This is a genomic window from Hymenobacter jeollabukensis, from assembly GCF_005771675.1.
Lineage (GTDB): Bacteria > Bacteroidota > Bacteroidia > Cytophagales > Hymenobacteraceae > Solirubrum > Solirubrum jeollabukense.
Genome location: NZ_VAJM01000002.1, coordinates 495,073 through 520,164 on the forward strand (window position 1 = coordinate 495,073; position 25,092 = coordinate 520,164).

Here is a 25,092-nt window from a genome sequence, read left to right on the forward strand (position 1 = left end):
CGGTGAAATAGTGAGGTGGTGAACTGGTGAGTTTGTCGTTCCGGCGGCACCTTTCGGCACCATCAGGTCAGGCGGCCCTGGCAGCTTCGGTTGTCAGGGCCGTTTGCGCATTTGGGGGCCGTTAGCACATCAAACTCACCAGTTCACTATTTCACCACCTCACCGCAGGGCACTATCCGGTCCTATATTTACGTTTCGCTCTCCAGAACCCCTGCCTGCCCTTGCCGATGCGTTTGTTCCGTCTGTCGCCCACGCTGTTGCTGCTGCCCTTCCTGCTGCTCAGCGCCTGCGCCAAAAAAACGGTTTCCTTCAACAGCAAGCCCGAAGCTCCGGCCACGGCCAGCCTCGCCGCTGGCCGTGATACCCTCGCTACCGCCCGCGACACCACCAATGCGCCCTCGCTGAGCACTGCCAAAAAGCTCAGCAAGGAAGAGCAGCGCAAGGCCCTGGAAAAGGAAAAGGCCGAGCAGCGCAAGTCGCTGACCAAGAAGAAAAAGAAAATCTTCATGGGGGAGCGGATCAAGAAGGGTTACACCAAATCGGGGCCAAAGGGGCGCAACCAGGTCATTGAAATCTTCTATTACCTGAAGACGCCCAAGCAGCCCAACCAGTACGCGCCGACCAAGTGGCTGTTCAACCCCGTCAAGAAGCGCCTGGAGAAAACCGCGACCCTGGCCGAAATCGACCTGTCGAAGTACAAAATCCTGCATGGGCCCTACAAGAAGATGCAGGGCGGCAAGGTCATCGAAACGGGTTTCTACTACATCGGCACGCGCCACCTGCGCTGGGAGCGGTTCAACAAGGATAACATCCTCATCAGCAAGATCCACTACGAGCAGGGCTTCCCGCGCGACGCCAACATCAGCTACTACGACGGCGGCAACACCATGGTCAAAGAGGTGGTGCCCTACATCGACGGCAAGCTGGAAGGCGAGTACATGAGCTTCAAGAACGACGGCCAGCCCGACTGGCACGGGCAGTTCGAAAACGGCAAAAAAGTGGGCCTGTGGACCAAATACTGGGGCTTCCGCAGCCGCCGCCACTACGAGTACGAGTACGGCGAATCGGGCTACGAGCCCGAAACCGAGCCGGTGCTGCTGAAGGAGTACAACCGCAACGGCGTACTCATCTACGAGAAGGACAAGCTCGACAAGCGCGAAGCCGACGCCAAGAACCCCAGTCAGCCCCGCCGGAACTGAATTTTAATGTGCTGATGTGGTTGAATGTGCTGATGTGCTAATGGACCCGATGAACGACCATTAGCACATCAGCACATTCCTACATCAGCACATTCATTTAAAACGCGTCCTCGAACGCGTCGATGCGGAAGCCCTGGGAGTTGGGCGTGAGGCTCAGGATGTCGAAACGGATGTCGTGCTGCCAGTCGTGGCGGAGAATGAACTGCTCGGCGGCCCGGCGGATGCGCTTCTGCTGGGCCGGCGTTACAAACTCTTCGGGGTAGCCATAGCGCAGGTCCGTGCGCACCTTCACTTCCACGAATACCAGGCGCGGCGGCTGCGGTTGCTGCACAATCAGGTCGATTTCGGCTCGGCCGGCGCGGTAGTTGCGCGCGGCCACGGTGTAGCCGCGGGCCGCGTAATAATCGGCCGCGGCCTGTTCGCCGGCAGCACCGAGGGTAGGGGAGGGCATAGCATCAGGCGGGTAGATCCGGCCGGAAACTAGCGTTTTTGCCCGAGCCGGCGCCGACGTGCTGCAGCACCGGCCAACGGCCTCTGCGAACCAGCTGCCGACGCCGATGGTTTGGGTTTCGTAATTTTGCTTTTCATGGAAACCGACTTCCTCTCTGCCTGCGTGCAGCCCGTGGTGCCCGCCGCCGCTGAGGCTACCCCCGAATTTGCCCCGATTGCCGGTGCCAACCGCCGCGTGCTGGTGCAGCGCCTGGGCCATGTGGCCTACGTGCCCACCTGGGACCAGCAGGAGGAGTTGCTGGCCGCCACCGTAGCCATCAAAACGCGCAACCGCCAGGGCGAAGCCAGCGGCGCGGCTCCCGAAGCCACGCCCAACCACCTGCTGCTCTGCGAGCATCCGCACGTGTACACCCTCGGCAAAAGCGGCAAGCCCGAACACTTGCTGCTCGACGAAGCGGCCCTGGAAGCCCACGGTGCCACGTTTCACCGCATCAACCGCGGCGGCGACATCACCTACCACGGCCCCGGCCAGCTCGTCGGCTACCCCATCCTCGACCTCGATAACTTCCGGCCCGACATTCACTTCTACCTGCGCACGCTCGAAGAAGCCGTCATCCGTCTGCTGGCCGACTACGGCCTCTTGGCGGGCCGCATTGCCGGCCTCACCGGTGTCTGGCTCGATTTTGAGGAAGGCGCCCCCAACCCGCGGAAAATCTGCGCCATGGGTGTGAAGTGCAGCCGCTGGGTGACCATGCACGGCTTTGCCCTGAACGTCAACACCAACCTCAGCTACTTCGGCCACATCGTGCCCTGCGGCATCACCGACAAGGATGTCACCTCGCTGGCGCGGGAGTTGGGCCGCGAAGTGCCGTTGCGCGAAGTAGAAGACCGGCTGCTCGGGCACCTGGCCGAACTCCTCCAAGCTGAAATCGTTGAATAATTCCGGGCTTCGGCCCATTTAGAGCCTGCTCAGCAGAACCATTCAGAGCAGCCCCGCATGAAAGCAGACATCAATTTTGACCCCGTAGAAGGCGTGGCCGTGGCCATCGTCCCCGATGAGGCCGCCGCCGTGGAAGCCGGCAAAGCCGGCTGGCTGGTATACCTGCTCAACCACAACCGGTTTGCGTTGGACAACGTCATCGTCAGCTCCAACGGCTACGGCCTCGACGCCGAGGGCCACACCGTGCGCACTTCCACCCTGCGTCACCACTTCCCCGAAGTGGCCGCCCAGTCGGCCGTGCCCGTCGAGCCCATCGACCCGGCGCTGTTTCACCTCAACAACCAGTACTGGATCAGCTACTACCGCGACGGGCAGATTTTCGACAAGAAATTCATCTTCGTGCCCGATTCCATCGTGGCCGACAACCTGATTTCCATCGGGCTGCTCGGGCGCGAAGGCGTGCTGCACAGCTAACGGGCGTCCGGCTTCGTTTGCAGTTCCGTACCTTTACCCCTCTCACTACCGATCTATGACACCTAACGGCGTGACACTGGGGTTGGCCTTCTTATGGGCGTTTTTGGTGGCCCTGTTCGCGGTGCCTTCCGTCATCTACATTGCCCACCTCAAGAACATGCTCGATCTGCCCAACAAGCGGACCGTGCACGCCGTGCTCACGCCGCGCCTCGGCGGGGTGGCCATTTTCGCCGGCTTCATGTCGGCCCTCACCATCTTCGCCGATTTGCGCAACGGCATTCAGCAGCTGCTGGCCGGCTGCATCGTGCTGTTCTTCGTCGGCCTGAAAGATGACCTGGTGACGATTTCACCGGCCAAGAAGTTGGTCGGCCAGCTGCTGGCTACGGGCATCGTCATGTTCATGGCCGATATCCGCATCACCAGCTTCCAGGGCATCCTGGGCATTCACGAGCTGCCCGACGGCATCAGCTACGCCTTTACCTTCCTGGCCATTGCCGGCATCACCAACGCTATCAACCTCATTGACGGGCTCGATGGCCTAGCCGGTTCCATCGTCATCATCATCGTCAGCACCTTCGGCTACTACTTCTTCCGCTACGGCGGCGCCGACTACGGCAACTACGTGTTCGTGTCGGTGTGCGTCATCGGTGGCATGTTGGGCTTTCTGCGCTACAACTTCCACAAGGCCACCATCTTCATGGGCGACACCGGCTCGTTGCTGTGCGGCTTCATTGTGTCGATTCTGACCATCAAGTTCATCGAGATGGGCGCCGATCCGCAGGCTCCGCACCCCTTCCTGTCGGCCAATCCTTCCGTGGCTATCGGCGTGCTGTTCGTGCCTTTGTTCGATACCATCCGCGTCTTCACGGTGCGCGTGCTGAACGGCACTTCGCCCTTCACGCCCGATAAAAACCACATTCACCACCGCATCCTCGCCATGGGTTTCCAGCAGATCAGCACCGTGCTGCTGCTGGCGCTGCTGAATGTGGTGGTCATTCTGTTTGTCATCAACTTCGCCGAGCAGGGCAATACCATTCTGATTGCTGCCTTGCTGGCCTTCTCGTTGCTGCTCAGTGTATTCCTCGGTACCTATCGTAGCCGTAGCGCCCAGCAGCGGGTGGCTTCGTAAGGCCTGCCGCCGGCTGGTTGGCTTCGTCGGCCTGCTGCTGGCCCTTGGCCATGCCGTAGCCGCCGCCGAATACCGCCCGCTGCCACCGGCTGCCCCCACCGGCCTTGGCAGCGACTGGCTGATATACACTCCCGCCAGCAACAAGCTGGTGCTCTACCTGCCGGGCTACCACGCGCCCGCCCGGGCCTACTACCAGTGGGTCAATATCCGCCCGGGCCAGCCGTTTCGCATCACCTTCACGGCCCGGCAGCAGCTCACGCTGTTCCTCGACAACCAGTTGGTTTTTCGGGCCCCCAACACCGCCAATTATACCCTCGACCTAGCTACGCTGCTGCCGCCCGGCAGCAAAAATACCACCCACCTGCTCTGCGTGTGGCACCCCGAGCAGTCCCCCAACTACGCTTCCTTTGCCAACGCCGCTGCCCCAGAGTCTAAAGTCGGCCGCACGCAGGGCGCAGGGCGCTGGCGGCCCCAGCCCCGCCTGGCCGGGCACGAGGGCGAGAATATATTTCTCTGCTTTCTGCTGTTGATTGGCCTGCTTTACGGGGCCATTCGCACCATCTATCGTCCGGGCTTCGCGCGTATCTATGAGCTATGGAGCAATGCGGCCAGCGAACAGAATTTCCTCTCGCGCCCTACCATCACCTGGCTCAATCTGCTGCTGGTCCTGATCTTCTCCCTGTCACTAGGGCTGCTCATCGTGGCTATTCACACCAATGTGCAGAGCCTCGTGATACTGCGCCGACTCTTTGCTATATCCGAGTCGGGCTTGGTGCTGCGCGTACTCACATATGCCGTTTTGGTAGCCGGCTTCGTCCTGGCCAAGGTAGTATACCTATCTCTGATGGGCTATATATTTAATGTGTCCTCCCTGGTCTTGGTTCAGTACCGCGAGTTTGTGCGCAGCCTGCTATTCATGGGTTTGTTCCTGCCCATCGTCATGCTACTGTATCTGGTACTCAATCAAACCTGGCCTGAAGGCGTGCTCCTGGTCTCCAATGGAGTGGTTTCGTTGATGTTATTGGCCACCGTGTTCCGCGTCGCCCGTACTCTGCACCGCCGCACCTCCCTGCTGAATCTGCATTTGTTTTCGTACCTTTGCACCACCGAAATCATTCCCTTGACGGTGTTACTCAAGTTGTTGGTAATCACCTCTTGACAATACCGCGCTCAGGGGCTTCGTCCACACCCTGCCCCTTCGTATCGCTTAGTTTTACTTTCTTCTCTTTATGGCCGAGAGCACAGACAAGCCGGGCACTGGTCGGCACGCCAAGCGTATTCGCAGCATCTTGGTGACCCAGCCTAAGCCGGCCAACGACGTGTCGCCGTATTTTGCCATTGCCGAGAAATACGGCATCAAAGTGGATTTTCGCGAATTCATCCAGGTTGACCCCGTTTCCTACAAGGACTTCCGCAAGGATAAGGTTAACATCCTGGAGCATACGGCTATCATCTTCACCAGCCGCAACGCCGTCGACCACTTCTTCCGCATTTGCCAGGAAGCCAAGCTGGAAATGCCCGCTGAAATGAAGTATTTCTGCATTTCCGAGCAAACGGCTAACTACCTGCAGAAGTACATCGTGCTGCGTAAGCGCAAGCTGTTCATCGGCCAGCGCACGGCCGCCGACCTCTTCGATGTCATCAAGAAGCACAAGGGGGAGAAGTTCCTCTACCCCTGCTCTGATATCCGGAAGGACGACATTCCGGAGTTCATGCGGGCCAACGGCTTTAAGTTCACCGAAGCCGTCATCTACCGCACCGTTGCCAGCGACCTGTCCGATCTGTCGGACGTGAAGTACGATTGCCTGGCCTTTTTCAGCCCCTCCGGCATCAGCTCGCTGTTTATCAACTTCCCCAATTTTGTGCAGGAGGGCACCCGCATTGCGGCGTTTGGCCCCACTACGGCCAAAGCCGTGCGTGATGCCGGCCTAGAACTCGATATCGAGGCACCGCAGCCTAACGCTCCTTCCATGACCGGAGCTATCGAGGCGTATATCCGCTTGCATCACGGTGCGGAAATAGCCAAGGAGCAGGCCCGCAACAACAAGCAAAAAGCGTAAAGCAGCGCGATACACCCTTAAAACAAGCGGTAAGCATATAATTATGCTTACCGCTTGTTTTTTTAGGGGGATTTGTTGGGGGGTGATTTTTCTATACATTTGAAAAACTTACGCTGACCCACCCATCAACCGTAACCACCCACCTCTCAGTCGCTTCCTATGAAGGGAAATTTACTTGCCACCCTCCTGCTTTCAGCAGTGGCAGGCTCGGCTGTTGCCCAACAGCAACCGCAGTTCAGCCACTATGCCTTCAACGGCATGTACTTGAATCCCGCCTACGCCGGCATTAAAGGTCAGGGGGAGATTACGGCTATCGGGCGCTACCAGTACTTTAATTACAAGGCCACGCTGGACCGCGGCGGTGAGCCTAAAACCTACGCGCTGACGGCCAATCTGCCTGTACGCGCTATCGGGGGCGGTCTGGGCATAAGCATCTACCGCGATGAAATTGCCAAGTCGGAAATTACCTCTGCTTCGCTTTCTTACTCCAAGCATTTTAAAGTTGGTGAGGAAGGTCGTTTCGGGGTAGGTCTTCAAGGCAGCTATAACAACTGGCACCGCGACGGCGACTACCGCTTCGTTGACCCTAACGACCCGAACATTCCCGCCAACAGTTCTGACAATAAGTTCGACGCTGGCGTAGGGGTGTGGTATGAATCGCCGCGCTGGTATGCTGGTCTGAGCGTAAACAATCTGCTCCGCTCGCAATACAGCTTCCAGAGCGCCAACGATGCTACTAAAAAAGCCACGGCTACGGCCGAAAACCACGGCTACCTCTCTGTTGGCTATAATTTCGACCTGACCGATAACATTGTGCTGACGCCCACGGCCGTCGGCAAGCTGGTATTGCCCGGCAAGTTTGGCGACGGCAAGAAGTTCTCGTTTGACAACAACTCGTTTGAATTAGGTGCCCGCGCCACTATCAACGACAAATTCTGGGGCGGCGTAGGCTACCGCTACGACGAATCACTGACGGGTATGCTCGGAGTAGCCGTGCTGAAGGACAATGTGCTGCGGATTGGCTACGCTTTCGACTGGATTGCATTTAATCAGGACGCTCGCGCCTTCAGCTCGCACGAGATTATGCTCTCCTACCGCCTGCCCAAACCCGGGTTGGCCACGCGCCCCGCTATTCGTACCCCCCGCTACAGCTTCTAAGCCGCGGGAAACGGCGATAATCGGCAAGGCTACCACGCTTTTCGAACCGGAATTTGGTGCTGGTGTAATAACTCAGCACCACTTTCCGTTTGACGGGTTGGCTAACCAATTCGTAGACAAACGAATGAGGTTTGGCTAAACGCTTGTTTGCGAAAAGCATTGTCGCTAAATTTGCCAAGCGCTAAATTGTAATCTTTGGGTATCGCCGCCTGAACAGTCACTTTCACCCTCACATGAACAAGTTTCTTGGTTTGCCCCTCATCGCCTCCGTGGCCTTGATGTTGGGGGCTTGCAGCTTCGGCAAAGGCCCCCAGGGTGACCTGGTAGGAGCTCAGGACCGACCGGAATTTAACCCGCAGGAAGTTCCCTTCGGGATGGTTCCTTGCCCCGGTGGTACCTTCCACATGGGCCAGACCGACGAAGACATTGCCGCTTCGATGGTTAACATGAACAAGCAGGTGACCATCGCCGGCTTCTACATGGACGAGACGGAAATCACCAACAACGAGTACCGGCAGTTCATGAACGCCGTGATGCAGGACTCGGTGGACGTGCTGGGGCAGGAGTACATCATGACGGAACTGTACCCCGACACCACGGTGTGGGTACGCGACTTCACCTATCACATGGGTGACCCGCTGATGGAATATTACTACAGCCACCCGGCCTTCGACGACTACCCCGTCGTGGGTGTTGACTGGTTTGCCGCCAAGTATTTCTGCAACTGGCGCACGAAGAACAAGAACGCCGCTGCCGCCGAGGAAGGCGTAGCCGGTGTTCCCGGTTTCCGTCTGCCCTCCGAAGCGGAGTGGGAATACGCTGCCCGCGGTGGCCGCGAACTGGCGACGTTCCCCTGGGGCGGCCCGTACCTGCGCAACACCAAAGGCTGCATGCTGGCTAACTTCAAGCCCGGCCGCGGTGACTACGCTTCCGACGGCTACGCTTACACTTCGCCGGTAGGTTCCTATTTCCCGAATGACTTTGGCCTGTACGATATGTCGGGCAACGTATCCGAGTGGTGCGACGATGCCTTCCTGGAGGCTTCGATGCCGGTGGTGTGGGACATGAACCCGACCAACCCGGATGACAACGAGCCCCGCAAAGTAGTGCGCGGCGGTTCGTGGAAAGACATTGCCTACTACCTCGAAACGGGTACCCGCAACTTCGAATACCAAGATTCGGCCCGTTCCTACATCGGTTTCCGCTGCGCGCTGATTCAGATCGGTATGGGTACCAACAACCGTTTGTAACCACCCAAGGGATTGTCCCTCTTTTTTAAGTCAACCTCCAACACCCACTTTCTTTCCAACTTTTAACTAATGGCACAAAAAGAGAACTTCCTGTTCGACGTGGTGATGCCGAAAATTTACGGCATCGGTGCTGCCGTTGTAATCATCGGCGCACTCTTCAAAATCGAACACTGGCCTGGTGCTGACGTGGCAATTATCGCCGGTCTGGGCACGGAAGCACTTATCTTCTTCCTGAGTGCCTTCCAGCCGCAGCACAAGGAGCCGGATTGGGCGCTGGTTTACCCGCAACTGTCGGAAGGCTACGACCCTTCGACCGACAGCAACTCGTTCGCAGCCGATAACTCGGGCAAGGGCCTGACCCGCAAGCTCGACGACATGCTGAAGGATGCCAACGTAACTCCCGACGCCATCAAGTCGCTGGGTGAAGGCCTGAACCGCCTGAGCACCACGACGGCTCAACTGGGCACGCTCGGCGATGCTACCAACGCCACCGACGAATACACGGCGAAAGTGCGTAATGCAGCCCAGTCGTTGGACAACATCAACGTGGCTTACAAGCAGACCGCTGAAGCCATGTCGGCTATGTCGAGCGCTACGGCTGATGCTAAAGAATACCACCTGCAGGTGCAGAACGTGACCAAGAACCTGGGCGCACTGAACGCAGTGTACGAAATGGAGCTGCAGGATGCTAACACGCACCTGAAGTCCATGAACAAGTTCTACGGCACGCTGAGCCAGGCAATGGAAAACCTGGTAAGCGCTGGCAAAGACACCGAGCAATTCAAAGACGAAGTCGCTAAGCTGACCGTCAACCTAAACTCGCTCAACCGCGTGTACGGCAACATGCTGAACGCCATGCGTGCTACCAGCTAATTGCTGGCCACGTTAAGAATTGGTTCTCAACATCCACCCAGGTCTCTTTTATAGGAATCCAATACAATGGCGGGAGGTAAAGAAACACCGCGGCAAAAGATGATCGGCATGATGTACTTGGTACTGACTGCCCTTCTCGCGCTGCAAGTAAACTCCGCAATTCTGCTCAAATTCAAGTTCCTCGACGACAGCCTGTCGAACATCAACCAAAAGGTGTCGACGGCTAACGATGGTGCGGTAAAAGGCATCAAAGCACAAGTCGAGAAGAACCATAACCTGCCCAAAGACGTGGCAGTGTTGAAGAAGGGCGAGGAAGTGCGTGAAAAGACGAAGCAGACCATTGCATATCTGCAAGATGTGCGTGACAAGCTGCTCGTAGCTACCGAAAACGGTAAGGCTGGCAAAGGCAACAATGCCTACAAGAACATGAGCATGGAGGACAAAGTCGCCATTACCATGCTCGGCCCCAGCAAGAACGGCCTCGGCTACAAGATGAAAGACGAGCTGAATGGCTATTCGTCCTACATCAAGGGCATCGTACCGACCGCAGGTCCTCTGGCGCTCGATGCCAAGGAAGATCCGGGCGTGACGGAACAATCGCAGAAGAGCAAAAACTTCGCGGAGCTGAACTTCGAAAACACGCCGCTGGTAGCTGCTCTGGCAGTACTGTCGCAGAAAGAGGCTGAGGTTCTGAAATACGAATCGGACGCTCTGGCTGAACTCTCGAAGCAGGTAGGTGGCACCATCATCGTATTCGACAAGATTGGTGCTTTCGCCAGCGCTGAGTCGAACACGGTAGCTGCTGGTACCAAGTACAAGGCTGAACTGTTCCTGACGGCTTCGGCCACGGGCATGCGTCCGTCGATGACCCTGAACGGTTCGCCGCTGCAGGTTGGTCCGGATGGCAAAGGCAAGATTGAGTTCACGGCTACCCCCGGCGCATTCGATGCTTCGGGCAACGCCAAGAAAAGCTGGACGGGTACGGTTCGCATCAAAGGCAATAGCGGCCGCGATACGACGTTTAAGGTTACGGTGCCCTACATCGTAAGCAAACCCGTCATGCAGATTCAATCGGCTTCGGTACAGGCGCTGTACTTCAAGTGCGGCAACAAGCTGACGGTATCGGTACCGGCGCTGGGTGCCAACTACAAGCCGGGCTTCTCGGCCTCGGGTGCTTCGGTTATCCAAGGCGGCAAGCTGGGCGAAGTAACGCTGGTGCCGAACTCGGGTGAGGTGACCCTGAACGTGAGCAGCGGCGGCAACGCCATCGGCTCGCAGACCTTCAAGGTTCGTCCGATTCCCAAGCCGGAAATCAAATGCATCGTCGGTGGCCGCGAGGCTAACGAGAAGCAGGGCACCCCGATTACGGCCGTGCGTAACCTGAGCCTGCGCGCTGTGCCGGACCAGGGTTTCGCCAACTTCCTGCCGGAAGACGCCCGTTTCCGTGTAACCCGCTACGAAGTAACGCTGGTGCGTGGCCGTCGTCCGGCCATCCCGACAATGACCTTCGAAGGCCCGGATGCTAACCTGACCAACGTTGTAAACTCGGCCCGTGAAGGTGACCGTCTGTACATCGAAGTGAAGGAAGTGCGTCGCATGAACTTCCGCGGCGAGCAGGAGGAAGTGCGCATGACGAAGCAATTCAACGTGCCGCTGCTGTAATCCGCTCAGTCGGTTGAACCTACTAGCTGCCTTTTATCTTTCTCCTCACATGAACAAGTACACTTCCTTTGCCGCGCTGGCGGTTGGTCTGACGTTGTCGGTATCGGCGTCGGCTCAGGAACAGGCCACCACGGCGAGCAGCAATGGCTCCTACCGGCCGATTCCGAGCTCGGATATCATGTTCCGCAAAACCATCTGGCGCCAGGTTGACCTGCGCGAGAAGCAGAACAAGCCGATGTTCTCGGAAGGCAAGGAAATCACCCGCGTGATTCTGGATGCCGTGAAGCGTGGTGAGCTGCAGGCTTACCGTAACGACTCCCTCACCTCCTCCTTTACCTCGGACGAGGTAAAGAACAACTCCTCGTACGCCGAGCAGAGCCAAGGCCTGTCGGATGAAGAGAAAGCTGCTGGTCTGAAAGAAGACGACAGCTGGGGCGGTGGCGGCGGAGGTGGCGGTGACGCCTGGGGTGCTCCGGCTAAGTCGGGCGCCAAAGGTGGTGCTACTACCAAGCGCCAGCCTAAGCTGGGAGCCAACGGCAAGCCGCTGAAGGACAAGAAAGGCAAGATTATCTACGAAACCGTAGCCGTTGAGCCCCCGAAGCCGGCTGCCCCGCCGAGCTACGAGTATCGTCCGAAAGACCTGTACCAGCTGGAACTGAAAGAGGATATGATTTTCGACAAGAAACGGTCGAGAATGTATCACGACATCAAGACCATCACGCTGGTGGTGCCCGCAACGGCTCCCGGTAACACGGCTGGTATCGACAAGCCCATCGGCACGTTCAAGTACAGCGACTTGGTGAAGGTGTTCCGCGCCAACCCGGATAAGGCTATCTGGTTCAACCCGCAGAACGATGCCCAGCACAAGAATCTGGCTGACGCCTTCGAGCTGTGGCTGTTCAACTCGTACATCGTGAAGGTGTCGAACCCGGGTGACCAGCGTCTCGACGAAATCTACGGTGACCAGCGTCAGGGCATCCTGGCGGCCTCGCAGGCTGCTTCAGACCTGATCGACTACGAGTACAGCCTGTGGAGCTTCTAGGACCACGGATTTAGACGGATTTTTCGGATTCCACGGATTTCGTGGACGATTAGCCCAGAAAGCAAAAGCCCCTGCCACAACTGGCGGGGGCTTTTGCTTTCTGCTATTTCTGGTAATATCAGGTGGTTTCAGCAGCGGAATCTTGGCTGGCGAAGTAGTCGAGCAGGACTTTGGTTTTGGCTTTGCCGATTTCGGTTATTAGCTCCGATTCGCTCAGCTCTTTGATCTTCTTGACCGATTTGAACTTGTTCAGGAGCTTGTCGGCGGTGACGGGGCCGAGGCCTTTCACGTCGGTAAGCTCAGTTTTGAGCGTAGCGGCGTCGCGGCGGGAGCGGTGGAAGGTGATACCGAAGCGGTGAGCTTCGTCGCGCATGCGCTGGATGAGGCGCAGCGTCTCGCTCTTCTTGTCGATGTAGAGGGGCAGCGGGTCGTTGGGCACGTAGATTTCCTCCAGGCGCTTGGCAATGCCGATGATGGGTATCTGGCCCCAGATGCCGAGGTCCTTCAGCGCCTTGACGCCCATGCCGAGCTGGCCCTTGCCGCCGTCGACGATGATGAGCTGGGGCAGGCTGGCGCCTTCGTCGAGCAGGCGGCGGTAGCGGCGGGTGACGATTTCGTACATCGAGTCGAAGTCGTTGGGACCAACGACGGTCTTGATGTGGAAATGACGGTAGTCCTTCTTGCTGGGCTTGGCGTTGCGGAAGCACACCATGGCCGCCACGGGGTTGTCGCCCTGGAAGTTGGAGTTGTCGAAGCACTCGATATGGCGCGGCAGCTCCTTCAGGTGCAGGTCCTTTTTGGCCGTTTCGAGGATGCGCACCTCGTTGACGTCCTTGGACTTCTCGTTCATCGACTCCTTCTCCTTGCGCAGGTACAGCACATTCTTGATGGAGAGGTTGAGCAGCTTGCGCTTGTCGCCGATTTCGGGTACGGCCACCTTCACGCCGGGCAGGGGCAGGTCGGGCAGCTCCACGTTGACCAATATGTCGCGGGACTCACTCTCAAACTCCTGCCGCAGCTGCATGACCATGGGCGCCAGGATTTCGGCGTCGGTTTCGTCGAGCTTCTTCTGCACCTCCAAGGACTGCGTCTGGATGATGGAGCCGTTCATCACCTTGAGGTAGTTGATGAAGGCCGATTTTTCGTTGGAGGCAATGCTGAACACGTCGATGTCCGACAACGACGGGTTGACGATGGTGCTCTTGGCCTGGAAGTCGTCGAGCTTGTCGAGCTTGGTTTTGAACTGGTGGGCCAGCTCGTACTGCTGCTCGGTGGCCGCCTGCATCATGCGGTCCTTGAAGTAGTTCTTGGCCACCGTCAGGTTGCCGGAGAGGATGTTGCGGATCTGCTGAATGTGCTGGTTGTAGCTGTCCTCGTCAATCAAGTCCTGGCAGGGGCCCTTGCAGTTGCCGATGTGGTATTCCAGGCACACCTTGTACTTGCCGGCAGCCACGTTTTCCGGGCTCAGGTTGTACGTACAGGTGCGTAGCGGGTACAAGGCCCGGATTAGCTCCAAAATGACGTTTAGGCCCGTGCCTGTGGCGTAGGGGCCGTAGTAGCGCGAGCCGTCGTTGATTTTGTTGCGCGTGGGCAGCACCCGCGGAAACCGCTCGTTGGTGATGCAGATGAACGGGTAGGTCTTGCCGTCCTTGAGCAGGATGTTGTACTTGGGCTGGTGCTGCTTGATCAGGTTATTTTCGAGCAAGAAGGCATCCGACTCCGAATCCACGATGGTGAATTCGATGCGATGAATGTTCTTGACCAGCTGCTGGGTCTTCTTGTTGTGGTCCTGCTTGGTGAAGTAGCTGCTGACGCGCTTGCGGATGTCCACGGCCTTGCCGACGTAGATGATGGTATCCTCGGCGTCGAAATACTTGTAGATGCCCGGGCGGTGCGGCAACTGACGAATTTGCTCTTGCAGGTGAGCTTGGGCAGCCATGTAGGGAGAGTTAGGCGGAAACGGCGAAGGATGGCTAGATGCGCGCTGCCAGTCGGCGGGTAAGCGGACTGCCGGGCGTAAAAGCTGGTACGAGTTAAACAAAAAACGTGGCCGGGAAATCCCGGCCACGTCGGCTATTTGTGCTAATGCACGCGACTGGGCTAGATGTTGTCTCGGTCGATGTCCTGCAGATCGGTCGGGTTCTGCTTTTGCTCGTAGGGAATCGTGTCGCGCTGGCCGCCGTAGTACTTCGAGCAGTCGATTTCGATGCTGAGCGGCTTGCTGGGCACCGGGAAGTCCTTGGTGTCGATGTCGAGGTCCTTGGCCTTGTTGTTCTTGTACACCTGCTGCATGAAGATGCCGTAGATGGGCAGCGCGAGGCGGGAGCCTTGGCCGTAAGCACCGGTGCGGAAGTGAATGCTGCGGTCTTCGCCGCCCACCCACATGCCGCAGACCAGGTTCGGCGTCATGCCCATAAACCAGGCGTCGGAGTAGTTGGAGGTGGTACCGGTTTTGGCCGCAATCTGGTTCGGGAACTTGAAGCCCCCGCGCAGAATGATGGACGTACCGCCCTTTTCCTCCACCGCGCCGCGCATCATGTAGGTCATCAGGTAGGCCGTTTCCTCGCTGAGCGCCTCCTTGGTCTGCGGCACGAATTCGCGCAGCACGTTGCCGTTCTTGTCCTCGATGCGCGTCACCATCATCGGGGCCGTCCACACGCCCTTGTTCACGAAGGTGCTGTAGGCGCCCGACAGCTCATAGATGCTCACGTCGGAGGAGCCGAAGCCCACGGCGGGCACGGCCTCGATGGGGGAGGTGATGCCCAGGCGCTGGGCGTACTTCACCACGTCCTCGGGCCCGATTTCCTTCACCAGCCAGGCGGTGATGGAGTTCAGGGAGCGGGCCAGGGCCTGGCGTAGCGTAAAGGTGCGGCCCGAATAGCTGCCTTCGAAGTTCTTGGGTGTGTAGGCCGGCCGGCCGGCCACGGCCGGGAAGGTGGTGGCAATGTCGGGGCGCTGGTAGCAGGGCGAGTACCCGCGGTCGATGGCGGCCACGTACACGAAGGGCTTGAACGTGGAGCCCGGCTGCCGCTTGCCCTGCTTGACGTGGTCGTACTTGATGTACTTGAAGTTGATGCCGCCCACCCAGGCCTTCACCTGCCCGTTGAGCGGGTTCATGGCCATGAAGCCGGCGTGCAGCAGGCGCTTGTAGTAGGCCAGGGAGTCCATCGGCGACATCAGTACTTCCTTCTCCCCGCCCTTCCAGGTAAACACCTTCATGCGGTACTTCTTGTTCAGATAGTACTTGACGGAATCGGAGTTATCCGGGAAGCGGGCCTGCAGGGCGCGGTACCGTTCGGTGCGCTTGATGGAGGTGCTCAGAAAGTTCGGGATGAGCCGGCCGTTTTCGTCGCGCCAGGGCTGCTGGCCTTTCCAGTGCGCGTCGAACCACTTTTGCTGCAGGCTCATGTGGTCGGCCACGGCCGTTTCGGCGTACTTCTGCAGGCGCGAGTCGATGGTGGTGTAAATCTTCAGGCCGTCGGAGTACAGGTCGTGGTCGGTTTCCTTGGCCCATTGGCGCAGCATCTTGCTGACCTCCACCCGGAAATAGGGCGCAATGCCCTCGTTCTGGTTTTCGACCTTGTAATCGAGCTTGATGGGCTTGGCAATGGCGGCCGTGTACGCCGCGTCGTCGAGGTACTGGTACTTGCGCATCTGGCCCAGCACCCAGTCGCGGCGCTTGCGGCTGCGCTCGGGGTTGCGCACCGGGCTAAACCACGTCGGGCCGTTTACCAGGCCCACCAGCAGCGCCGATTCTTCCAGCGTCAGGTTCTTGGGCTTCTTGTTGAAGAAGGTCTTGGCGGCGGTGTAGACGCCGTAGGCGTTGGACCCATACTCCGCCTGGTTCAGGTACATGCGCAGGATTTCGCGCTTGGTGTAGTTGCGCTCCAGCCGCACCGCCAAAATCCACTCCTTGGTCTTGGTGATGAGCATACGCAGGCCCGGCACGTCGTTGAGCAGGCCGTCGTTGAGGTCCTCGCGGGTGCGGAACAGCATCTTGGCCAGCTGTTGCGTCAACGTCGAGCCGCCGCCGCTCTTGCCCAGAGCCCCGGCCGTCAGAATGCCGCCGGCCACCCGGGTCATAGCCTTGGCGTCGATGCCGGAGTGTTGCTCGAAGCGCGAGTCCTCAGTGGCCACCAGCGCATCGACGAGGTTCTGCGGCAGCTCGTCGTAGGAAACCGGCGTGCGGTTTTCCCGGAAGTACTTGCCCATCAGCACCCCATCGGCCGAGTACACTTCCGAAGCCACTTCGCTCTTGGGGTTTTCCAGCGACTTCAGGTTGGGCATGCTCCCGAACAGGTTCAGGAAGTTGACGCTGACGGCCAGCACGTACAGAATAACGCCCAGCACGCCGGCGCTGAACAGCACCCACAGGGTGCGCGTCAGCGCGCCGAAACGCTCGGGACGGTTGGGCTTGGCCCGGAAAGCAGGTTTGGACCGCGAAACGGTAGGCATTGGGAGGAATTAATAATTAAGAATTAACAATTAATAATTGATGGTCAGAACGAAACGGGGAAAACCGAGGCGTCGGGCCAGAAGCAATTATTAATTACTAATTGCTAATTCTTAATTGAGTAAACGGGCTGGGCGAAGCGTTGATACTCCTCCAGGTTGCCGCGCGTCAGCAGCACGGGCAGATTATCAATACCGATCTGGAAGGATTGGTAACCCGCGTTGCGCAGTTTCAGCAGCGGGCCCTGCGGGCCGCGCAGCTTCAGGGCGTAATTCTGGGCCACTTTGTTGTTGGCAAAGGGCTGTACCACCACCAGCTGCTGCGTGGCGCCCAGCGGCTGCACCTGAATCTGCAGGTTGCTGGCCTTGAAGAAGCGGTTGTTGTAAGCGGCCAATTGGGTCTGCAGGTCGTTGAACGCCGCGGCATCCTTCGGGAAGACAATGGCTACGGCGTGCGGCGCGGCCAGGTTGAACGCGTAGGGCGAGGGCTCGGGAGCCGGCGCGGTAACGGGTGGCGTCGAGGTCGGTGGTACCGAAGTGCCCGGCGCAGGCGTTGGGGTAGGAGCAGGGGCTTTGTCGGCCGCTTTATCCGGCGCCTTAGCGGCCGGCTGCGGGCCCGCGCTTACGCCCGGAACCGTCGCCGGTACGTTCGTCTTATCCTTGGGCTGGGGCTCGTCCTTCTTCGCCGGAGTCACCGCCGGGGCCGGCGCGGCCGGGCGCGGCGCGGGCAGCGGCTCGTCGTAATCGATGCGCATGCGGTTGTCGACTTCGCCGGGGCGGAAGAACGATACTACCGGCTTTTCCGTCGAGGCCAAGGCCCCGGCCAGCTGGCCCGATTCGTACTTGGTATAGCTCTGCAGCATTTCCTGCGCCCGCGGCGTCAGGGGGCTTTCGGGGTATTTCTGCACGAAAGCCGTCAGGGCCGCCTTGTGGGCCGCCGGCGGCTGGGTCCGGATGACCAGCAGCGCGGCCAGGTAGTCGGCGCGGTCATCCAGGTCCGTTTGCGGGTTCTGCTTGCGGGCCCGTTGCAGGGTGGCGTTGGCCTTGCGGAACTCCTGTTTCTTGTAGAAGGCAAAAGCCGAGTCGAGGCGCACCGTCATCTGCTCGTTGGCCAGGGAAGCGCGGCGCAGGTACTCGGGGTCGGCCACTAGGCGGGCGTAGGAAGAGTTCGGAAACTCCGTGCGCAGCCGCTGGGCGTACTGCTCGGCCTTGGGGTCGTTTTGATCCTTGAGAATGAGGTAGAGCGTGTAGTACGTTTCCACCGTGTGCGGCCCCTTCGGAAAGCGCTGCAGCAGTTGCTCGTAGGTCTGCACCGCGTTGGCCGGCTCCTTGAGCTGCTGATTATAAATGGCGCCGAGGGCAAACAGGGCCTCTTCGATCTGGGATTCGGACTGCTGCTGCTGCGGGGCCGCGAAGGGCAGGCTCTGCCGGTACTCCGCTATCAGGGCTGCCCGCTCGTCCTGCGGCGTCGCCTGCTTAGCCGAAGCATCACCCGAAGGATTGATAACGGAATTGTCAGCCCCGCCCACCGTGACGGGGGCGCCCGCGCCCGGGGTCGGAGCGCCGGTGGTGGCCAGGCTGCTCAGGCGCCAGTTGTCGGTGAGCGGGCGGTTGCCCCAGCGGCGCTCGAAGTCGCCGCGAGCCGTGCTCAGAGCCTGCGGGTTGTCGAAATACCAAGCCCGGCCGGTGTTGTTGGAGGCAAAGGCCAGCGGGTCGGCATCCGAATTGCCGGTGCGCGCCGGGTCCTGCCCGGTACCGGTCTGGTTGGCGCCGCGGGCGGCCAGGGCAGCCTGCCGCTCGGCTTCGCGCTTGCGGCGCAGCATTTCCGCGTCGGCGTAGGCCGTCAGGCGGCCGCGCAGGGTGGCCGTGTCGAGGCGCACCAGCGTGAGCAGGCTGTCCTGGGTCTGGATGACGGTAATCTGCTTGGCGAAGTCGCGCAGAATGTCGCTGCGCTCCTTGATGGCGGCGTAGCCCGGCGTTTCGCGCGGCAGGCTCTGGGTGGTGCTGTCGTAGTAAGCGGCGGCCAGCTGGTACTTGCGCAGGTTCTCGTAGTAGATGCGCCCGGCCAGCAGGAAGGCGTAGCCGCGCTGGGCCTTGTTCGTCGTGTTGGCCCGCACCGACTGGTTCACCAGCTTCAGCGCCGAGTCGAAATGCTGCTGGCGGTAATCCAGCCGCGCCATTTCGTAGTAGATCTTGTCGCGGTACTCCTTGTTCTTCGGGTCCTTCAGCAGCTTGCTGAAGTACTTGTCGAGCCGGGCCCGGTCCTGCTGGTTGAGGTCCGATACCTGCCCGAGCATGAGCTTTGAGAAGAAGTCCAGCTCGTAGGGCGGGTTGCGCTTCAGGATCCGATTCAGCTCGGCGTAAGCTTCCTTGTCCTGCCCGTTGTTCTGGTAGAGCTGGGCCAGGATGTAGCGCGTGCGGCTGCGCTCATCCTTCTTCGGAATGTAGGGAATGGCTTTCTGGATGTTGGCAATGGCCAGCTGCTCCTCGCCCTCGTGCAGGTAGTACTCGGCGCGGGTCAGAAACAGCTCCCTCGCGTTGGCCTCGGTGCCTTCCTCCTTGTCCAGCAGGTCCGACACCGACGAGGCGTTGTCCCACTGCTTGGTCACCATATACGTGCGCATCAGCCAGATCAGCGCCTCGTGGCGGGCGTTGGCGTCGTTGCTGGTGGTGTTGACGTACTTAAAGGTCTTGATGGCCTCTTCGAACTCGCGCTTATAAAAACGAGTCTTGCCGATCAGAATGTAGGCGTCGTCGGTCCAGTCGCTGCTGCTGCGGCGCACCACCGGGATGGAGGCCTTCTTCACCACCTCGTCCATGGCCGCCGTCAGGCCCACCGCCTTCACCGAGTCTACGACCGGAAACAGCGGCAGCACGCGGTTGTAGTCGTTGGGCCGCTCATTATAGAGCTTGGCTTCTTCGGCGCGCATTTTCTCGCGGGCCAGGAAGTAACCATTGTCGCGGGCCGTAATGTTCTGGTAAGTACGGGCCACCACGTTGTGCCGCTCGGCCGAGCAGCCGCTCAGCAGCAGGGCCGTGCCGGCCACGAACAGGCCACAAACGGAGGATAAAGCAAAACGCGCGGAATTCGGCACGGGCAGCAGAAGGCGGTGGATGGAGGATGAGTTGCAGGGAAAACGCTGCCGGGCAGCTCTTTTGTTCAGCGGCCGATTCAGCTGGTGCTTCGGCTGCGTCCCGACCACGTACAACGCCGCAAATCAGCTAAAAGTACGCGAATTTACCCGTTGCCGTCCGGCCACGGCCGGATTCGGCCTCATTTAGTGCGGGTTGGCTGCTGATTTGGCAATCATGGCGTACCTTTGCAGCCTTCATTTGAAATTCATGCCCGAATCCACGCCTCCGCCTAAGAAAAGTACGAGCCAGCTGGCCCGCTACTCCGGCGTGGGCATGCAGATGCTGGTCACCATCGGCCTCAGCGTCTGGCTCGGCGTCTGGCTCGACGAGAAATACGGCTGGAGCCCCTGGGCCACGGTGGTGCTGTCCTTACTAGGAGTTTTCGCCGCCATGTACCAGATCATCCGCAGCGTTTCCAACGACAAATGAACTCTTCGGTGGCCGATTTCCTTACGGCTGCCCCACGCTTCGCTCTTTGACTCCGCGCCCGTAGCCCACCCGCGCCCCGCATGAACCGCTTCCTCCGCAATCTGCTCATCTTCTCCATTCTGCTCGGCGCCGGCATTTATGCCCTGCGGCTGCAGTACGGCGCGGCGGTGGTGCATCCGCATGCGGACTGGCTGCTGCTCTTCTTCGTGGTGCTTACGGCGCTGACCTTCTGGCTGACCTGGCGCGCCTTCCAGCGCGACCCGGAGTCCTTGATGACGGCCTGGTTCAGCACCACCGCCCTGCGCTTGGTACTGGCTTTAGTGGTTGTTGTAACCTACTTAGTGCGCGGCGGAGCCAAGGCGGGGAATAGTACTTGGACTTTTTTGGGCCTGTTCTTCCTCCTGTATTTTCTCTATACCGGGTTTGAAGTCTGGAACGTCGTGACTAACTTGCGCCCGTTTTCAAAACAGCCCTCCGACGAGGCGTAGTTTTGCACTCGATTGACCCTAAATCATTCTGAATGAAGCGGTTTCTGCCCTTTCTCTTCTGGATTCTGACCCTGCCGATTTTCGCGCAGGAACACCCCACGGAGGTTTCCACTACCGCCGATACGCAGGTTGAAGCCACCGAAGAGGGCAAGTTCAACGCCGGTGAGATGATTCTGCACCACGTGGGCGATTCGCACGAATGGCACTTTACCTCCATTGGCGAGAACCACGTTACGCTGCCGCTGCCCATCATTGCCTACCGTCCCAATAAAGGCCTGTCGGTCTTCTCGTCGAGCCGCTTCGGCCACGAGTTCAAGGATAGCTACGACGGCCTGAAGCTGGAGCACGAGCACCTGGTAGCCGAAGACGGCAGCACGGTGTACGACCTGAGCATCACCAAGAACGTGGCCTCCATGCTCATCAGCGTGCTGCTGCTCATTCTGGTATTTACTTCGGTAGCTGCGGGTTATAAGAAGAACCACGGCCGCGCCCCCAAGGGCCTGCAGTCGTTCTTCGAGCCCATCATCCTCTTCGTCCGCGACGAAATTGCCAAGAAGGCCATCGGTCCCAAGTACAAGAAGTTTCTGCCGTACCTGCTGACCATCTTCTTCTTTATCTGGTTCAACAACCTGCTGGGCCTGCTGCCGGGCGCCGCTAACCTGACCGGCAACCTCGCCGTCACGTTCCTCTTCGCCTTCATCACGCTGCTCATCACCACGTTCAGCTCCAACAAGTACTACTGGTCGCACATCTTCTGGACGCCCGGTGTTCCGCTGTGGCTGCGCCCGATCATGATTCCGGTGGAGCTCATCGGCGTGATTTCCAAGCCTTTCTCGCTGATGGTTCGACTGTTCGCCAACATCACGGCCGGTCACATCATCATCCTGAGCTTCATCTCGCTGATCTTCATCTTCAACACGGTGGCCGTGTCGCCGCTGTCCCTGGCCTTCGGTCTGTTCATCAACTGCCTGGAGCTGCTGGTGGCCCTGCTGCAAGCCTACATCTTCACGCTGCTGACCGCCATGTACATCGGCGGCGCCGTGGAGGAGCACGATGACCACGACTACGGCATTGGCGGCGACGACGCCGACGCCCCCGTGCACCTGCCCGCCCACCACTAAGGCCGGCTTCCCTCGCTTTTTCTTTTCATTTCGAATTTTTCCTTTTCACACTCCCCAAACCCCTGTTTTATGCTTCTCACTCTGTTGCTGCAGGTCGTTAATGCTGTTGGTCTGGCCGTAATGGGCGCTGGTATCGGTGCTGGCCTGGCTATCCTGGGTGCCGGCCTCGGCATCGGTCGCATTGGCGGCAGCGCCATGGAGGCTATCGGCCGCCAGCCCGAGGCTTCGGGCAAAATCCAGACGGCTATGCTGATCGTAGCGGCCCTCGTTGAAGGTGCAGCTCTGTTCGCCGTCGTAGTCTGCCTGCTGATTGCTCTGAAACTGCAGTAGTAGCATAACTGGCCCGGCCGCCTGCTTTTCGTCAAGAGAACAGGTGGGCCGGGCTAGATGCTGTTATTGGGTTGTTTCGGGCGGCTCCGCCGCGACGCCGCAAGGGGCCCATTTCTCACCTAGCAATCTGCTAAGCGACCATGCTTACCAACCCTAGTTTCGGCTTGCTGTTCTGGCAGCTGGCCATTTTCCTGATTCTGCTGCTCATTCTGCGCGCTTTCGCGTGGAAGCCCATCCTGGCCGCCCTGAGCGAGCGGGAGGAGAGCATTGAAGGCGCCCTGCGGCAGGCCGACCAGGCCAAGCTGGAGATGCAGGCCCTGAAAGCCGACAACGACAAGCTGTTGGCCGAAGCCCGCATGGAGCGTGACCGTATTCTGAAGGAAGCCGGCGCCATGAGCAACCAGCTCATCGAGACGGCCAAGCAGAAGGCCACCGACGAAGGCGCCCGCCTGATCATGCAGGCCCGCGAAGCCATCCAGAACGAGAAACAAGCTGCCCTGGCCGAAGTGAAAAACACGGCCGCGCAACTGTCCATCGACATTGCCGAGCGCATCCTGCGCCGCGAACTCACGGACGCCACTGCCCAAAAGCAGCTGGTGACCGACTACCTGCAAGAGGTAAAACTGAATTAGAGTTGATAGTTGTCGGGTAACAGTTGTCAGTTGTCAGGAGCATATTTCCCCGCTCAGGACGCCCAGACTGACAACCAGCAACTGACAACTGATAACTGACCAACCCAATGTCTGAACTACGAGTCGCCGCCCGCTACGCCAAGTCCCTGCTGGATCTGGCGAATGAGCAGGGTACGCTGGATGCGGTAAAACAGGACATGGACCTGTTCGGCAATACCTTGGAAGGCAGCCGCGACCTGCGGCTGCTGCTGCGCAATCCGATTGTGAAGCACGACAAGAAGCTGGCCATCCTGCGGCGGCTGTTTGACGGCAAGGTGACGGACATGACCATGCGGTTCTTCACCATCATCACCCAAAAGAACCGCGAAAACGCGCTGGAATTTGTGGCCCCGGAATTCCTGGCCCAGTTCAACGCCATTCGCGGCATCCAATCGGCGGACGTGACTACGGCCACCCCGCTCACGCCGGAACTCCGCGCCCACGTGGAGCGTCTGGTGCAAGATCAGACCGGCGGCAAAGTGCTGCTCAAGGAGTACGTGGACCCCTCGCTCATCGGCGGGTTCGTGCTGCGCCTCGGCGACCGGCAGATCGACGATTCGGTACGTACGCGTCTCAACCGCCTGCGTTCCACTTTCAAAGAGAACCCCTACCAAGCCAACCTATAAGTCAGCATCATGGCAGAAGTACGTCCGGATGAAGTATCCGCCATTCTGCGGGAGCAGTTGTCCAATTTCAAGACCGAAGCCGAACTCGAAGAAGTCGGTACGGTGCTGCAGGTTGGCGACGGGGTAGCCCGCATCTATGGCCTCTCGAAAGCCCAGTCGGGTGAACTGATTGAGTTCGAGAATGGCCTGCAGGCCCTGGTTCTGAACCTCGAAGAAGACAACGTAGGTGCCGTAATGCTCGGCGACTACTCGGAAATCCGCGAGGGTGCCACCGTGCGCCGCACCAACAAAATCGCCTCGATCAAAGTCGGTGAGGGCATCGTGGGCCGCGTGGTCAACACGCTGGGCCAGCCCATCGACGGCCGCGGCCCCATCGCCGGCGAGCTGTACGACATGCCGCTGGAGCGTAAGGCTCCGGGCGTAATCTTCCGTCAGCCCGTAAACGAGCCCCTGCAAACCGGTATCAAGGCTATCGACGCCATGATTCCGATTGGCCGGGGCCAGCGCGAGCTGATCATCGGTGACCGTCAGACCGGCAAATCGACCGTAGCTCTTGACGCCATCCTGAACCAGCGCGAGTTCTTCGAGCGCGGGGAGCCGGTTTTCTGCATCTACGTTGCCATCGGCCAGAAGGCCTCGACGGTAGCCCAGATCGTAAACTCGCTGCAGCGCGGCGGTGCCATGGACTACACGGTGGTGGTTTCGGCTTCGGCCGCTGACCCCGCGCCGATGCAGTTCTTCGCCCCGTTCACCGGTGCCGCCATCGGGGAGTTCTTCCGCGACACGGGCCGTCCGGCTCTCGTCGTGTACGATGACCTCTCGAAGCAGGCCGTAGCCTACCGCGAAGTGTCGCTGCTGCTACGTCGTCCTCCGGGCCGCGAAGCATACCCCGGCGACGTATTCTACCTGCACAGCCGCCTGCTGGAGCGCGCCGCCAAGGTTAACGCCTCGGACGCCATTGCCCGCAACATGAACGACCTGCCCGACAGCCTGAAAGGCCTCGTGAAAGGCGGTGGTTCGCTGACGGCTCTGCCCATCATCGAGACGCAGGCTGGTGACGTATCGGCTTACATCCCGACCAACGTAATTTCGATTACCGACGGGCAGATCTTCCTGGAAACGAACCTGTTCAACTCCGGTATCCGTCCCGCCATCAACGTGGGTATCTCGGTATCGCGCGTGGGTGGTTCGGCCCAGATCAAGTCGATGAAGAAGGTGGCCGGTACGCTGAAGCTGGACCAGGCTCAGTTCCGCGAGCTGGAAGCATTTGCCAAGTTCGGCTCCGACCTGGACGCCTCGACCAAGCTCACCATCGAGCGCGGCCGGCGCAACCTGGAAATCCTGAAGCAGCCGCAGTTCTCGCCGGTGAAGGTGGAAGACCAAGTGGCCATCATCTACGCTGCCACGAACGGCCTGCTCGACCGTATCCCGGTGAACCGGGTGCGCGAGTTCGAGAAGGAATTCACGCAGGTGATGAACACCCGTCACGCCGACGTGCTGGCTGGCCTGAAAGCCGGTAAGCTCGACGACACCATCACGGGCACCATCCGCCAGGTAATCAATGACCTGTCGGCCTCGTACGCTGCGAAATAATACAGTAGTT

22 protein-coding genes are annotated in these 25,092 nt (G+C 59.4%); 18 read left to right on the top strand and 4 right to left on the bottom strand.

Translation table 11 applies throughout. The annotated features are described in order from the left end of the window. The first annotated feature begins 227 nt into the window (after nucleotides 1-227). Nucleotides 228-1,199, top strand: a complete 972-nt coding sequence (locus tag FDY95_RS06195; protein WP_138075880.1) for a toxin-antitoxin system YwqK family antitoxin — start codon at nucleotides 228-230, stop codon at nucleotides 1,197-1,199. A 97-nt stretch (nucleotides 1,200-1,296) separates the two neighbouring features. On the opposite strand, the gene FDY95_RS26225 is transcribed toward FDY95_RS06195, so the two are convergent. Next, nucleotides 1,297-1,650 carry a YraN family protein gene (locus FDY95_RS26225; RefSeq protein WP_171025554.1) on the bottom strand — a complete coding sequence of 118 codons (354 nt, stop codon included), beginning with the start codon at nucleotides 1,648-1,650 and terminating at the stop codon, nucleotides 1,297-1,299. Between the two features lie 135 nt (nucleotides 1,651-1,785). Between FDY95_RS26225 and lipB the strand changes: the two genes are divergently transcribed. The 10 genes from lipB to porN all read left to right on the top strand — a co-directional run bounded on the left by lipB (nucleotide 1,786) and on the right by porN (nucleotide 12,237). Continuing rightward, nucleotides 1,786-2,589, top strand: a complete 804-nt coding sequence (gene lipB / locus FDY95_RS06205) for a lipoyl(octanoyl) transferase LipB (protein ID WP_138075882.1) — start codon at nucleotides 1,786-1,788, stop codon at nucleotides 2,587-2,589. Between the two features lie 57 nt (nucleotides 2,590-2,646). After that, entirely contained in the window at nucleotides 2,647-3,063 is a 417-nt protein-coding gene (locus FDY95_RS06210; protein WP_138075883.1) for a hypothetical protein, read from the top strand. 55 nt (nucleotides 3,064-3,118) lie between these two features. After that, complete coding sequence (locus tag FDY95_RS06215) at nucleotides 3,119-4,192, top strand: MraY family glycosyltransferase (protein ID WP_246073942.1); 1,074 nt, start codon at nucleotides 3,119-3,121, stop codon at nucleotides 4,190-4,192. After that, nucleotides 4,137-5,351, top strand: a complete 1,215-nt coding sequence (locus tag FDY95_RS06220; protein WP_171025555.1) for a DUF4271 domain-containing protein — start codon at nucleotides 4,137-4,139, stop codon at nucleotides 5,349-5,351. The genes FDY95_RS06215 and FDY95_RS06220 overlap by 56 nt, the downstream gene beginning before the upstream one ends. Nucleotides 5,352-5,421: 70 nt before the next feature. Then, nucleotides 5,422-6,252 (top strand): uroporphyrinogen-III synthase, encoded by an 831-nt coding sequence (locus FDY95_RS06225; protein ID WP_138075885.1) that lies wholly within the window; start codon nucleotides 5,422-5,424, stop codon nucleotides 6,250-6,252. 159 nt (nucleotides 6,253-6,411) lie between these two features. Further along, nucleotides 6,412-7,410 (top strand): PorP/SprF family type IX secretion system membrane protein, encoded by a 999-nt coding sequence (locus FDY95_RS06230; protein ID WP_138075886.1) that lies wholly within the window; start codon nucleotides 6,412-6,414, stop codon nucleotides 7,408-7,410. A 233-nt stretch (nucleotides 7,411-7,643) separates the two neighbouring features. After that, nucleotides 7,644-8,660 (top strand): T9SS ring complex lipoprotein PorK/GldK, encoded by a 1,017-nt coding sequence (gene porK / locus FDY95_RS06235; RefSeq protein ID WP_138075887.1) that lies wholly within the window; start codon nucleotides 7,644-7,646, stop codon nucleotides 8,658-8,660. Between the two features lie 69 nt (nucleotides 8,661-8,729). Next, entirely contained in the window at nucleotides 8,730-9,533 is an 804-nt protein-coding gene (porL, locus tag FDY95_RS06240) for a type IX secretion system motor protein PorL/GldL (RefSeq protein ID WP_138075888.1), read from the top strand. A gap of 66 nt (nucleotides 9,534-9,599) precedes the next feature. Continuing rightward, nucleotides 9,600-11,195: a type IX secretion system motor protein PorM/GldM gene (porM, locus tag FDY95_RS06245; RefSeq protein WP_138075889.1), complete on the top strand. Its 1,596-nt coding sequence runs from the start codon at nucleotides 9,600-9,602 to the stop codon at nucleotides 11,193-11,195. Between the two features lie 49 nt (nucleotides 11,196-11,244). Then, the gene (gene porN, locus FDY95_RS06250; protein ID WP_138075890.1) at nucleotides 11,245-12,237 is read left to right on the top strand and encodes a type IX secretion system ring subunit PorN/GldN; all 993 of its coding nucleotides are present in this window, start codon (nucleotides 11,245-11,247) and stop codon (nucleotides 12,235-12,237) included. A 118-nt stretch (nucleotides 12,238-12,355) separates the two neighbouring features. Here the strand turns inward: porN and uvrC are convergent, their stop codons facing one another. From uvrC to porW, 3 genes are all read right to left on the bottom strand, one after another. Then, nucleotides 12,356-14,176 (bottom strand): excinuclease ABC subunit UvrC, encoded by a 1,821-nt coding sequence (uvrC, locus tag FDY95_RS06255; RefSeq protein WP_138075891.1) that lies wholly within the window; start codon nucleotides 14,174-14,176, stop codon nucleotides 12,356-12,358. 161 nt (nucleotides 14,177-14,337) lie between these two features. Next, nucleotides 14,338-16,692 (bottom strand): penicillin-binding protein 1A, encoded by a 2,355-nt coding sequence (locus FDY95_RS06260; protein ID WP_138075892.1) that lies wholly within the window; start codon nucleotides 16,690-16,692, stop codon nucleotides 14,338-14,340. 104 nt (nucleotides 16,693-16,796) lie between these two features. Further along, nucleotides 16,797-19,784: a type IX secretion system periplasmic lipoprotein PorW/SprE gene (gene porW, locus FDY95_RS06265; RefSeq protein WP_138075893.1), complete on the bottom strand. Its 2,988-nt coding sequence runs from the start codon at nucleotides 19,782-19,784 to the stop codon at nucleotides 16,797-16,799. A gap of 247 nt (nucleotides 19,785-20,031) precedes the next feature. On the opposite strand from porW, the gene FDY95_RS06270 reads away from it, so the two are divergent. The 7 genes from FDY95_RS06270 (at nucleotide 20,032) to atpA (ending at nucleotide 25,082) form a co-directional block, all read left to right on the top strand. Then, nucleotides 20,032-20,253: an AtpZ/AtpI family protein gene (locus tag FDY95_RS06270; protein WP_111479906.1), complete on the top strand. Its 222-nt coding sequence runs from the start codon at nucleotides 20,032-20,034 to the stop codon at nucleotides 20,251-20,253. A gap of 80 nt (nucleotides 20,254-20,333) precedes the next feature. Further along, nucleotides 20,334-20,741, top strand: a complete 408-nt coding sequence (locus FDY95_RS06275) for a hypothetical protein (protein ID WP_138075894.1) — start codon at nucleotides 20,334-20,336, stop codon at nucleotides 20,739-20,741. 32 nt (nucleotides 20,742-20,773) lie between these two features. Beyond that, the gene (gene atpB, locus FDY95_RS06280) at nucleotides 20,774-21,862 is read left to right on the top strand and encodes a F0F1 ATP synthase subunit A (protein WP_138075895.1); all 1,089 of its coding nucleotides are present in this window, start codon (nucleotides 20,774-20,776) and stop codon (nucleotides 21,860-21,862) included. Nucleotides 21,863-21,931: 69 nt separating this feature from the next. Next, nucleotides 21,932-22,192 carry an ATP synthase F0 subunit C gene (gene atpE, locus FDY95_RS06285; RefSeq protein WP_111479763.1) on the top strand — a complete coding sequence of 87 codons (261 nt, stop codon included), beginning with the start codon at nucleotides 21,932-21,934 and terminating at the stop codon, nucleotides 22,190-22,192. Nucleotides 22,193-22,332: 140 nt separating this feature from the next. After that, a complete protein-coding gene (locus tag FDY95_RS06290; RefSeq protein ID WP_138075896.1) occupies nucleotides 22,333-22,824 on the top strand; it encodes a F0F1 ATP synthase subunit B in 492 nt (163 codons plus the stop codon). 107 nt (nucleotides 22,825-22,931) lie between these two features. After that, on the top strand, nucleotides 22,932-23,489 hold the full coding sequence (atpH, locus tag FDY95_RS06295; RefSeq protein ID WP_138075897.1) for an ATP synthase F1 subunit delta: 558 nt from the start codon (nucleotides 22,932-22,934) through the stop codon (nucleotides 23,487-23,489). Between the two features lie 9 nt (nucleotides 23,490-23,498). Beyond that, nucleotides 23,499-25,082, top strand: coding sequence for a F0F1 ATP synthase subunit alpha (atpA, locus tag FDY95_RS06300; RefSeq protein WP_138075898.1), 1,584 nt, complete (start codon nucleotides 23,499-23,501; stop codon nucleotides 25,080-25,082). Nucleotides 25,083-25,092: the final 10 nt, after the last annotated feature.